We start from the raw sequence: 11207 nt of genomic DNA, 5'->3' as shown, positions 1-11207 counted from the left end.
GTTTTTTCTTTTTTGTCGCGCTCGCTGTCGTGTGGCTAGTGGGGCCTGCTGGGCGCGGCCGGCTCCCCGCCCCCCCCCCCCGCGCCCCCCAACGGGTAATTTCAGGCCAGCAGCAACCGGCCGAGATGGACCGGCAGGACTTCGTTGCGATACCAGGCACTGGCGATCGGATCGGTGGACGGCGAGGTGCCGTCATTGGCAGCAGCCAATGCCGGCGCAATGCCGTCGGTGGTGAGTTTCCGGCCGAGCAGGGCCGTCTCCGCCGCCTTGGCGCGCATCGGCCTGTCGGCCATGCAGCCGAGCGCGATCCGAGCTGACGACACAGTGCCGTCCGGCGTTTGCTCGAGCACGGTGGCGATACTCAGCACCGAGATGCCCTTCGGCTTGACCCTCGACACTTTCAGGAAGCGAAACCTGCCTTCCTTTGGAAGCGTGAAGCCGACCGAGGTGACGATGGCGTGGTTGCTCTCGCGCTTTGCCAGAAAGGTTTCTATCGGCAGCTCGCCATCATCCGTGGTGACCATCGCGTCCAGTGCCAGCAACGCGACGGTGAAATCGCCATAGGGGGTCGGCGCGAAAAGATTGCCGCCGACGGTCGCCATATTGCGGATCGCCGGGCCGCCAACGGCGCGCGCGGCGTCGGCAAGAGTGGCGAGATCCGGGTGACGGGCGATCGCTGCCATGGTTGCCGAAGCGCCGATGCGCACTTGCCCATCGGAAACGGTGATGGCCGACAGCGACGGTTCGCTCGACCTGATAAGGCTGGAGACCGAAACATCGCCTTCATTGGCGGCGCGCACGACCAGCGTGCCGCCGCCGAGATAACGGGTGCCGGCGGCTTTCAGCGCCGCGCCGGCGTCCTTCACCGTCGGGAAAGTCTGCAGTGCAAGCGCCATGGAACGCTCCTGTTTGTCAGCCCAATTCAGTTCAACCTTGGCCGGCGAAATGGTTCTTCAGGGCGTTGAAGCCGCCTTGGAAGACGTTTGCGCCCATGCCTTCGGCCAGCTTGTCGGCTTCCTCGGGAGCGGCGTCGAAGCTGGCGGTCCATTCGGCATAGGTGCGGTCGCCATCGGTCACCCGCCGCAGCTGCAGCGTCGACTTGTGGTTGGTCAGCGGCTGCGGCGTCTCCAGGATGGCGTAGCTGACGAGGAAGTTCTCGTCGGAGAAATCGAGCAGCTTTTCGCGGAGGCGGGCGCCGCTGGCGAGCTGGAAATTGCGCACGCAGCCGATCGCGCCGGCGTCCTTGCCGTCCTCGATATGGCTTTCGACCATGCGCGGGTGCCAACTTGGCAGGCCGTTGAAGTCGCGTATGCGCGCCCAGACCTTTTCCACAGGCGCGTCGATGACGCTGGAGATGGTGACTTTCGCCATATGATCGTTCCCTTGCAAATTAGCTGCTTGGGAGGGTAGGGCGGCGGACTCGGCGGCGCTTATCAATGCGTCTTGAACACCGATCAACCAGTCTGAAAAAAACGGGCAGTCTAAAAATGGCTCAGCTGATCGCCCGGGCCGCCTCGCGGTAAAGCGTCGGCGGGACGCCGACATGGTCGCGGAAGAAGCGCGAGAAATTGCCTTGCGTGGTGAAGCCGAGATTGCAGGCGACCGAGATCAGCGGCTCCTGCGACCACTGCAACTGCCGCACCGCTTCCTCCATGCGCAGCGTGTTCCAATAGACGTTGGGCGTCAGATTGGTCTGTTCCTTGAACAGCGCGAAGAAATGCGGCCGCGACAGGCCGACGCTGCGCGCCACGTCGTCGAAGCAGATGCGCTCGCAGACATTGGCTTTCATCAGCTGGATCGCCTTGCGGACGCGGAAGTCCTGCATGGTGTTGATGCGGGCGCGCACCGTCTGCGGTGCGGCCGCGTCGGCCGCGTCGAGCATGCTGTCGATGAAGCGCTCGATCTCGTAATTGGCGATGTCGTCGATACTCTCATTGTCGCTAAGATGGTCGAGAAGGTTAGCCGCTGCCTTGTGCAGCCAAGGTTCGAGCGTGATCGCCGGGGCTGAGAACAGTGGAGCGGAAGAAGGCAGCTCGCGGCGCCTTCGTGCCCAGTCCGGGTCTATGTAAAAGGCCAGAAACAGGCCGGGCGTGCCGTCGCGGGACAGAGCGTGGCTGTGCGGCTGGAATGAATTGATGCCGGCGGCGATGCCCGGTCCAAGCCGCACCGTCTCGCGGCCGATGGTCATCTCGCCGGCCGTGCCTTCCAGCCAGATGATGATATGCGCCTCGACATGGGCATGGGTGACGAAGTCGCTGGCGACGTTCAGGACAGAAACATGTCCGAACCGGCCCCAGTAGAGCCTGATCGCTTCCGTCATGGGTATATCCTCCCGCAGGCGACTGGCCTCCCTTCGCCTGCTGCGAGCGATTGTGCGGCTCAGTTTGGGCTTGCGTCAAGACGCATGTGCACGTCCGGGCGCCGGCCATGCGCCGCACCGGCGGATTTTCAGACTCGGCGATAGGAAGAAGGTCAGCGTTTCCAGGCCGGTATGGCAAGACCGATGCGGTCGACGGCAACCGACGACCAGCACCCCCTTCGAGGCTGAGCAAGGATTTTGCCAGCGAAGCAACTTTGCCCCGCCGGCGGAAAAGTTCAGTCGTTACGCCTGAAATTGCGGATGCGGTCGAACAGCACGGCGAGCAGGATGGCGCCGCCGATGAACACGCCTTGCCAGAAGGCATTGATGCCGAGCAGCCCGAGGCTGTTGCGGATCACCTCGATCAGCGCTGCGCCAACGACCGCGCCGAAGGCTGTGCCCATGCCGCCGGCCAGGTTGGCGCCACCGATGACGGTGGCGGCGATCACCTGAAGCTCCATGCCGTTGCCGAGATTTGTTGTGACCGCGCCCAGCCAGCCGGTCTGGATGATGCCGGCAAGGCCCGCCGCCAGTGCCGAGATCATGTAGACGACAACCTTGATCTGGCGCACCGGAACGCCGGTCAGCGTCGCCGCATGCTCGTTGCCGCCGATGGCGAAGATGTGCCGGCCGAATTTCGTCCAGCGCAGCACGAAGCCGGTGATCATAGCCAGCACGATCATGTAGAGCACCGGATTGGCGATGCCGAACACCCACGCGCCGCCGCCAAGCGCCAGCAGCTTGTCATGGTCCGGCCCGAACTGGAAGACGACGGTGTTGTTGGAAGCGACCATGGCAAGACTGCGTGCGATCGACAGCATGCCGAGCGTCACGACGAATGGCGGAAACCCGAGATAGGCGATCAAGATGCCGTTGAAGGCGCCGATGATCAGCGCTGTCGCGATCGCAGCGGCAATGCCGATCTCGATGCCGTAGCCGGCATGCATGGTGACCGCCAGCACCATCGAACACAGGCAAAGCACCGAGCCGACCGACAGGTCGATACCGCCGGTGATGATGACGAAGGTCATGCCGAGCGCCACGATGGCGACGAAGGTGATGTTGCGGGTGATGTTGTAGAGGTTCTTGGTCGTGGCGAAGGAATCCGTGGCCACGGACAGGAACAGGCAGGCAAGGATGACCGCGATCACCACCCAGAAAGTCTGGCTGGCAAACACCCTGGTCAGCAGAGTGTGCTGTTTCTGCGCGATCGTCTGATCAAGGGTGACTGCCATTATCGACCTTTTTTACTCATGGTTGAGGCGCCAATCATACCTGTTCGATGGCGCCGGTAATGAGCCCGGTGACTTCTTCTGGCGAACTCGAGGCGATCGTCTTGTCGGCGACCTTGCGGCCGCGCCGCATGACGATAACGCGGTCGGCAACGTCAAAGACGTCGGGCATGCGGTGGCTGATCAGCACGACGGCGATGCCCTGGTCGCGCAAATGGCGGATCAGGTTCAGCACCTCGGCGACCTGGCGGACCGAGATCGCCGCCGTCGGCTCGTCCATCAGCACGATCTTGGCCTGCGAAAGCATGGTACGGGCGATCGCCACCGCTTGCCGCTGGCCGCCCGACATTTGTTTGACCAGGTCGCGCGGGCGCGTTTCGGATTTCAGCTCGGCGAAGATCTGGCCGGCACGTTTGTACATCGCGGCATAGTCGAGGATACGAAGCGGCCCGACGCCGCGGCGCAATTCGCGGCCGAGATAGACGTTGGCGGCGGCCGTCAGATTGTTGCAGAGCGCCAGATCCTGATGGACGATTTCGATGCCGTGCTGGCGCGCCTCCACCGGCTTGTGCAGGATCAGCTCCTTGCCGTCCATCTGCATCGTGCCATGGCTCGGTGGGAAATTGCCGGCGATCATCTTGACCAGCGTCGACTTGCCGGCGCCGTTGTCGCCCATCAGGCCGACAACCTGTCCGGCCTCGATCGACAACGAAACGTCGTTGACCGCCTGGATGGCGCCAAAATGCTTCGAGATGTTGGTGAGTTCGAGAACCGCCACCAGCCTTCTTGCCTCCCCGTGCTTTGCGGCCTGCGGTTCTGCCGCGGCCATTCGCTCTCCCCAGTTCCTCCCGGAAGCAGCGATTTTGCCCATTTACGCATAAGCCTCCTTGGCGTCAACCACGGCCTCTTTCGAAAAATCAGTTTTGTAGGACAAATAGCATTGACGTCGGTGACAAGGCGATATTAGCTAAGTGTCGGAGGAGCTTGCGCCGAGCCCCCGGGGTTGCCGGAAGGAATCGGTGAAGGTTTGTCGGTCCGGGATTTGGTAACCAGCAGTATCTGTCGGTGCCGGTCTGAGACTGAATATGAAAATGCTTATCGACCTGGCTTGGCGACACGAGCGCGACGTCCTCTGTCATCTTGCTCCGGGTCGGTCTGTGTGTGGCGGGCACGCCGTGTCCGTTTGTTTCAAAGGGAGGACTGACATGAGGAAATCATTATTGCTCGCTGCCGCCGCCGTCATGGCGTTGGGTGCCGGGCCGGCTATGGCCAAGAAACAGCTCGTCATCGTCGTGAAGGGTCTCGACAATCCATTCTTCGAGGCCATCCACCAGGGTTGCGAGAAATGGAACAAGGAAAACGCCAGCTCGGAATATGAGTGCTTCTACACCGGACCGGCATCGACCTCGGATGAGGCCGGTGAAGCCCAGATCGTCCAGGACATGCTGAGCAAGCCCGATACGGTGGCGATGGCGATTTCGCCGTCAAACGCGCCGTTGATCGCGCAGACGATCAAAAGCGCCAATCCGTCGATCCCGATCATGACCCTCGACGCCGACCTCAGCAAAGAAGATGCGGCGCTGCGCAAGACCTATCTCGGCACCGACAATTACCTGATGGGTCACAAGATCGGCGAATACATCAAGAAGGCCAAGCCGAATGGCGGCAAGATCTGCACCATCGAAGGCAATCCGGCGGCCGACAACATCCTGCGCCGCGCGCAGGGCATGCGTGACGCGCTTTCGGGCAAGGACGGCCTCGCGGCGCTGGCAGGCGAAGGCGGCTGGACCGAAGTTGCCGGCTGCCCGGTGTTCACCAATGACGACGGCGCCAAGGGCGTGCAGGCGATGACCGACATCCTCGCTGCCAATCCCGATCTCGATGCCTTCGGCATCATGGGCGGATGGCCGCTGTTCGGTGCTCCGCAGCCCTACCGCGACCTGTTCAAGCCGATGGCCGACAAGATCGCCAGCAACGCCTTCGTCATCGGCGCCGCCGACACGATCGGCGACGAGGTGGCGATTGCTCGTGACGGGCTGGTGACCGCGCTGGTTGGCCAGCGGCCGTTCGAGATGGGCTACAAGGCGCCCTCGGTGATGATCGACCTGGTCGAAGGCAAGCCAGTCGCCGATCCGGTGTTCACCGGCCTCGACGAATGCACCAAGGACACCGTCGACACCTGCATCCAGAAGTAGGTTCGCAGTTTCGGGGGGGCCGCGCGGCCGGCCCCCCCCCACCCCGGTCCCCCCCTCCAGCAGATTGTGTGGGGGTGGTGGGGGGCCCCCGGCGCGGGGGGCCCCCCGTTCGCACTGTCCATACAAAACGCACGAGGCGACGCTGCTTTGGAGCGTAGGCCGCTGCTTTGCCATGCCCTGAGTTAAGGTCTTTCGGCAAAGGTGAATAGCAGCTGCCGGGGAATACGAATGCCGGACGCGACATCAAAAAAGCGACCCGCCAAGTTGAAGGCAGAGGCTGAGCGGCCGGCCGGCGTTCGGCGTGCCGACGCCGCACACTTTCCCGGCTCGAGCGTGCATGCGTCGCTCGCCAACGAGATCGGGCTGAGGATCGTGCGCGGCGACTATCCGCCGGGAACCATCCTGCCCAACGAAGCCAAATGGTCCGAGACTTTCGACGTCAGCCGCTCGGCGGTGCGCGAGGCGATCAAGATGCTGATGGCCAAGAGCCTTTTGGCGTCACGCCCGAAGATCGGCAGCTGGGTCGAGCCGAAGGAACGCTGGAACCTGCTCGATCGCGACGTGCTGGCCTGGTATGCGACCTCGCCGGACCGCGAGGTGTTCCTGAGGACCGTGCAGGAATTCCGCCACATCATCGAGCCGGAGGCCAGCGCCTTTGCCGCGATGCGACGCACCGACGAGCAGATGGCCGAGATCAGCCAGGCCTGCCGCGAGATGGGCGAGGCAACCAATCTGCAGGAGCGCACGCGCGCCGACACGCGGTTTCACCTCGCCATCCTGCGGGCATCGGGCAACGATCTGCTGGTGCCGCTCGGCGTGCTGATCGAATCGGCGCTCGACCATCTGTTCCAGTTCGTCACCCGCGAGACCAGCGATCAGCGGCGGGCGCAGGCACTGCACGAGGCGATCGAGAAGAACATCCGCCTGCAGCGGCCGGCTGCAGCCCGCGCTGCGGTGCACAGACTTCTCGCCAATACCGACGACGTTATCGGCCGGTCGCGGCGGTGATTTATGCACCAGGGCGGCGCCGCCCCTCATTGCCATGGCCCTAACGTTGGTGATTAGCGAAAGCCGAAGTGGCATCCGATCTCCCCGCTCGTGGGGGAGATGTCCGGCAGGACAGAGAGGGGCGCGAAGGAATGCGAGTTTTGCAATCGTTCTGAGCAACGAGCTCGGGTGAGGCAGGAATTCGGATTTTCTACCGCCGCAGCATATTTTGTTCTTGCTTTGTGCCGGCAGCTATGCTACTAACTTCGGTATGGTGCTGATTGGCGCCGACGACCCGCCCACCGAGGCGGGTTTTTTGGTTTTGGCGTTGCGCCTGCTGCCGATCCCAACGTCGGAGGGACAGCGCCCCTTCTGCCCTGCCGGACATCCCCCCAACAAGGCAGGGCAATCGCATAGGGGTCCCGCTCATCCGGCCGCTTCGCGGCCACCTTCTCCCCGTTGGGGAGAAGAGCCTGGGAATCAATGCTGGCGACCTCCTCTCCCCTCGGGGAGAGGTCGGATTGCCCCGAATTGCCCTTCGCAATTCGGTTGGCAATCCGGGTGAGGGGCTCTTGCCTAGATGCGATTGCACTGCCTCAGGGGAGGTCGGCAGCTTCGCCAGTGGCGCTTACGCCTCGGAATGAGGTGAGCGGCAGAGAGCTGATCGGCCGCCTCAGATCGTCTGCTTTTTGCCATCCTTGGTGGGCATCAGGTCGACACCGTTGACCTTGCCGATATGCGTGGCCAGCATCGGCACGTACTGATCGGCGGGGCCGACCGCGAAGGCGCCTGCGAAGGAGTTCTTGGCGGCGTTGCCAAGCGGGTTGGCGATGCCGGCAGCACCCGCCATCGATTCGAGATAGGTGAGGTCCTTGAGGGCGTTGGCGATGGTGAATTTGTGCGCGTCGCGGTCGCCTTCCAGCGTCCAGCGCATGAAGGTCTGGTAGAAGCCGCAGTCCATGCGGCCGTTGCGGATGACGCTGTCGAAGCGCGGCGGCGAGATGCCGACCTTCTGCGCCAGCGCCAGCGCTTCAGAATAGATCGCGGCGTAGCCGAGCGAAATGAAGTTGTTGAGCAGCTTCATGCGGTGGCCGTCGCCGGTGTCGCCGATATGGACGATGCGTCCGGCCCAGGTTTCGAGCACCGGCTTCAGGCGGGCAAAGACTGCCTCGGGGGCACCGACCATGGCGTCCAGCGTGCCTTCCCAGGCCTCCTTCGGCGTGCGGCTGAGCGGGGCATCGACATAGTCGACGCCGAGCGCCTTGAGTTCGGCGGCCAGCGCCACCGTCGAGACAGGATCCGAGGTCGAGCAGTCGACGACAACCGATCCCGGCTTCAGGCCTTCCTTGATGCCGCCTGGGCCGCGGATGATGGCTTCGACCTCGCGCGAACCGGTGACGCAAATGAAGACAACCGTCGATGCCGCCGCGACGTCGCGCGAGGTCGCCGCTTCCTTGGCGCCGCGGCCGAGCAGGTCTTCCGCCGGCGTGCAGTTCTTGCGGCCGAGAAACGTCAGCGGGTAGCCCTTGTCGACGATGTTCTTCGCTATCCCGTGCCCCATCAGGCCAAGCCCGATGAAGCCGATCTTTTCACTCGCGGCGGTCGTGTTCATGTCGTTTCGTCCTATTTGCAGTGATGGATGACGGCGCTGCACATTGCCGGCGAATTGTTGAAGCGGGTTTTTGCCGCATGCCATGGCAGGCAATTGCAGAGTTCGATATTGTCTGACAATACACATGAATTCCAGGGAGAGCAAAATGACGAAGCGGATCATGTTCACCGGCGGCAGCGGCAAGGCTGGGCGCCATGTCGTGCAGTATCTGGTCGAGCAGGGCTGCCAGGTGCTCAACATCGACACCAAGCCGCTCGACAATCCCAAGGTGCGCACGCTGATCACCGACATCACCGACAGCGGGCAGGTGTTCAATGCGCTGTCGAGCTATATCGGCCTGCACGAATTCGACCCGTCGCTGCGTTCGCAACCGATCGATGCCGTTGTGCATTTCGCGGCGATCCCGCGCATCATGATCACGCCCGACAATGAGGTGTTCCGCATCAACGCGCTCGGCACCTACAACGTCATCGAGGCCGCGGTGAAGCTCGGCATCCGCAAGGTGGTGATCGCCTCCAGCGAAACGACCTACGGGCTGGTCTTCGCCAACGAACCGCGCGATCCGACGCATTTCCCGCTCGATGAGGCGTACGACGTCGATCCGATGGACAGCTACGCGCTATCCAAGGTGGTCAACGAGAAGACGGCGCGCGCCTTTGCGCTGCGCAGCGGCTTCGACATCTATGCCTTGCGCATCGGCAACGTCATCGAGCCGCATGAATATTCGTTGTTTCCGAAATGGTTCGCCGATGCGGGTTTCCGCAAGCGGATCGCCTGGAGCTATATCGATGCGCGCGACCTCGGCCAGATCACGCTGCGCGCCATCGAGAAGGACGGGCTCGGCTACCAAGTGTTCAATGCCGCCAATGACGACACCTCGTCCGATCTGCCGACAGCCGAACTCCTGAGGCGGTTTTATCCCGATGTGCCGGTCAAGAGCGAACTCGGCGAATACGAGACGCTGCTCTCCAACCGCAAGGCGCGGGACGTGCTCGGCTTCCGGCCGGAACACAGCTGGCGGAAATATGTCAAGACGACCTGACGGGCGCAGCTGACGCGAAACGGCGCTGGGCCATGCCCGAATTGCTGGTCATGACTCGAGGCTCACACCCGCTAGGACCGATGCGCCGACACCTTCATGTCCGCCATCTGCATTGCCGCAACCGCCATCTTCTGGCTCTGATCAACGAGAGCCTAGTCGCGCTCATTGCGTGGCCTTCTAAAGCGCGTCGCGTTCGACCGGCTTCATGCGACGCGCTTTAGGTTCTTGTTTTGATGCATGTCGTTATCGCAAAACCGCTGCACACTTTTGCGCGACATGCATTAGGTTCAGGCGTTCGCCGTCGGGTTCATCCATACGATTTCCCAAACGTAGCCATCTGGGTCTTCAATGTGGCGGTTATACATGAAGCCAAGATCCTGTGCTGGGTTGGGATCGGCGCGACCGCCCGCCACAACCGCGCTGGTCAGTGTTGAATCGACGGCGTCGCGGTTATCGACAGTGAGGACGATCATTGCCTGGCTGTCGCGCCGTGCGTCGCCGATTGGGCGAGTAGTGAATTCGCGGTAGTGGTCATGGGTCAGCAGCATCACCCCGATCGTGTCCGAGAACATGAGCGAGGTGGATTTCTCGCCCGAAAACTGCGGGTTCACAGTGCCGCCTAGCGCCACGTAGAACGCCGTCGACGCCGATAGGTCACGGACAGGCAGGTTCACGAAAATCATTTTGGGCATCGATTTCTCCTTCTCCAGGGCTACGCGCTGCGCTATTGTCTTACTACAATGTTAGTAGATGCAATGTATCTTGATTGCAAGATACATTTGCCGAGGGAATATTTGCCATGGATCGCGCCGAGGCCGCAGCTAAGGAATGGGCCCGCGAGCGCCCCGATCTTCCGTTGCTACCTGTTGAAACGGTAGGTCGTCTGCTTGATGCCGCCGCGCGGGTTATCCGCGATCACATGAACCCGTTGCTCAAAGAAGTAGGCCTGAATGTAGGTGAGTTTGATGTGCTCACGCCGCTCAGGCGCGCCGGTGAACCCCATATGCTTTCACCTACTCAGCTCTACGAATCGGCAATGATCTCCTCGGGCGGCATGACGAGCCGCCTGGACCGGCTCGAGCGCGCTGGGCTGATTGAACGACGCCCCGATCCCAACGACCGGCGCGGCAAGCAAATTGCGCTAACGACTGGCGGCAAGCGCGCGATAGACGATTTGATCGGTCCAATGGTGGCGCTAGAAGAGCAATTAATCTCCGTGCTGACGCCGGCGGAGCAGGAAACTCTTAACGCTCTACTTAAGAAATTGCTCACCGGCCTCTAGGATCGGGACTCATAACTGGGCATCAGGCGGCGGCGAAGGGCAAGCTTCGACAGCGGCCATGCCTTAGCTTTTTTCCCATCATCGTGATGATCTTGTGCTAACTTGAAAGCGGTTTGCACTGGACCTGCTGAAGAATGCCGAGGATCAGCCTGGACCATCGGTTGGCGTCACATGCCGATATGCCGGCGCTGGTCTTACTGATGAATGCAGCCATCGGCGAGCTTCAGAAGCCGTTCCTCACAGAGGAGCAGATCGCTTCGAGCCGAGCAATCATGGGGCTCGATACGCAACTCGTTGATGACGGAACATATTTCATTGCGGAGCAGAATGGCGTCCTGGCCGGTTGCGGCGGATGGAGTCGGCGCGCAACCCTCTACGGCGGCGACCGTTCTCCTGGGCGCGATGCAGCGCTGCTTGACCCGACGAAAGACGCTGCGCGCGTGCGCGCCATGTATACGCATCCCAGCTTCATCCGCCGAGGCGTGGGGCGCCTAATCC

At 62.2% G+C, this 11207-nt stretch carries 12 protein-coding genes; 5 read left to right on the top strand and 7 right to left on the bottom strand.

The window, feature by feature from the left end; all coding sequences use genetic code 11:
• Window positions 1–101 precede the first annotated feature (101 nt).
• From NKI85_RS36330 to NKI85_RS36310, 5 genes are all read right to left on the bottom strand, one after another.
• Window positions 102–896 (bottom strand): FAD binding domain-containing protein, encoded by a 795-nt coding sequence (locus tag NKI85_RS36330; protein WP_352532585.1) that lies wholly within the window; start codon window positions 894–896, stop codon window positions 102–104.
• A 31-nt stretch (window positions 897–927) separates the two neighbouring features.
• A complete protein-coding gene (locus NKI85_RS36325; protein WP_352532587.1) occupies window positions 928–1371 on the bottom strand; it encodes an SRPBCC family protein in 444 nt (147 codons plus the stop codon).
• 121 nt (window positions 1372–1492) lie between these two features.
• Window positions 1493–2320 carry an AraC family transcriptional regulator gene (locus tag NKI85_RS36320; RefSeq protein ID WP_352532589.1) on the bottom strand — a complete coding sequence of 276 codons (828 nt, stop codon included), beginning with the start codon at window positions 2318–2320 and terminating at the stop codon, window positions 1493–1495.
• A gap of 275 nt (window positions 2321–2595) precedes the next feature.
• Window positions 2596–3594: an ABC transporter permease gene (locus NKI85_RS36315; protein WP_352532591.1), complete on the bottom strand. Its 999-nt coding sequence runs from the start codon at window positions 3592–3594 to the stop codon at window positions 2596–2598.
• A gap of 34 nt (window positions 3595–3628) precedes the next feature.
• Entirely contained in the window at window positions 3629–4369 is a 741-nt protein-coding gene (locus NKI85_RS36310) for an ATP-binding cassette domain-containing protein (RefSeq protein ID WP_473501743.1), read from the bottom strand.
• Between the two features lie 427 nt (window positions 4370–4796).
• Here NKI85_RS36310 and NKI85_RS36305 point away from each other — a divergent pair, with 427 nt between their 5' ends.
• Entirely contained in the window at window positions 4797–5786 is a 990-nt protein-coding gene (locus NKI85_RS36305; RefSeq protein ID WP_023721257.1) for a sugar-binding protein, read from the top strand.
• A gap of 228 nt (window positions 5787–6014) precedes the next feature.
• Window positions 6015–6794, top strand: a complete 780-nt coding sequence (locus NKI85_RS36300) for a FadR/GntR family transcriptional regulator (protein WP_352531788.1) — start codon at window positions 6015–6017, stop codon at window positions 6792–6794.
• 652 nt (window positions 6795–7446) lie between these two features.
• Here NKI85_RS36300 and NKI85_RS36295 read toward each other — a convergent pair.
• Complete coding sequence (locus NKI85_RS36295) at window positions 7447–8385, bottom strand: NAD(P)-dependent oxidoreductase (protein WP_352780627.1); 939 nt, start codon at window positions 8383–8385, stop codon at window positions 7447–7449.
• A gap of 145 nt (window positions 8386–8530) precedes the next feature.
• Here NKI85_RS36295 and NKI85_RS36290 point away from each other — a divergent pair, with 145 nt between their 5' ends.
• A complete protein-coding gene (locus NKI85_RS36290) occupies window positions 8531–9427 on the top strand; it encodes an NAD-dependent epimerase/dehydratase family protein (RefSeq protein ID WP_352780625.1) in 897 nt (298 codons plus the stop codon).
• Window positions 9428–9714: 287 nt separating this feature from the next.
• On the opposite strand, the gene NKI85_RS36285 is transcribed toward NKI85_RS36290, so the two are convergent.
• Entirely contained in the window at window positions 9715–10119 is a 405-nt protein-coding gene (locus tag NKI85_RS36285; protein WP_352531794.1) for a VOC family protein, read from the bottom strand.
• 107 nt (window positions 10120–10226) lie between these two features.
• On the opposite strand from NKI85_RS36285, the gene NKI85_RS36280 reads away from it, so the two are divergent.
• Complete coding sequence (locus NKI85_RS36280; RefSeq protein WP_352531796.1) at window positions 10227–10709, top strand: MarR family winged helix-turn-helix transcriptional regulator; 483 nt, start codon at window positions 10227–10229, stop codon at window positions 10707–10709.
• A gap of 161 nt (window positions 10710–10870) precedes the next feature.
• A partial coding sequence (locus NKI85_RS36275; protein WP_352780623.1) for a GNAT family N-acetyltransferase occupies window positions 10871–11207 on the top strand: 337 nt, incomplete at its 3' end.

This window comes from Mesorhizobium sp. M0571, from assembly GCF_040320985.1.
Lineage (GTDB): Bacteria > Pseudomonadota > Alphaproteobacteria > Rhizobiales > Rhizobiaceae > Mesorhizobium.
The sequence above is the reverse complement of the archived record's forward strand: the minus strand, read 5'-3'. Positions and strand labels throughout refer to the sequence as shown.

Coding starts and splice junctions, on each gene's coding strand:
- NKI85_RS36280 (WP_352531796.1), top strand. CDS start 10,227: ATGGATCGCGCCGAGGCCGCAGCTAAGGAATGGGCCCGCGAGCGCCCC.
- NKI85_RS36315 (WP_352532591.1), bottom strand. CDS start 3,594: ATGGCAGTCACCCTTGATCAGACGATCGCGCAGAAACAGCACACTCTG.
- NKI85_RS36305 (WP_023721257.1), top strand. CDS start 4,797: ATGAGGAAATCATTATTGCTCGCTGCCGCCGCCGTCATGGCGTTGGGT.
- NKI85_RS36325 (WP_352532587.1), bottom strand. CDS start 1,371: ATGGCGAAAGTCACCATCTCCAGCGTCATCGACGCGCCTGTGGAAAAG.
- NKI85_RS36285 (WP_352531794.1), bottom strand. CDS start 10,119: ATGCCCAAAATGATTTTCGTGAACCTGCCTGTCCGTGACCTATCGGCG.
- NKI85_RS36330 (WP_352532585.1), bottom strand. CDS start 896: ATGGCGCTTGCACTGCAGACTTTCCCGACGGTGAAGGACGCCGGCGCG.
- NKI85_RS36290 (WP_352780625.1), top strand. CDS start 8,531: ATGACGAAGCGGATCATGTTCACCGGCGGCAGCGGCAAGGCTGGGCGC.
- NKI85_RS36300 (WP_352531788.1), top strand. CDS start 6,015: ATGCCGGACGCGACATCAAAAAAGCGACCCGCCAAGTTGAAGGCAGAG.
- NKI85_RS36295 (WP_352780627.1), bottom strand. CDS start 8,385: ATGAACACGACCGCCGCGAGTGAAAAGATCGGCTTCATCGGGCTTGGC.
- NKI85_RS36320 (WP_352532589.1), bottom strand. CDS start 2,320: ATGACGGAAGCGATCAGGCTCTACTGGGGCCGGTTCGGACATGTTTCT.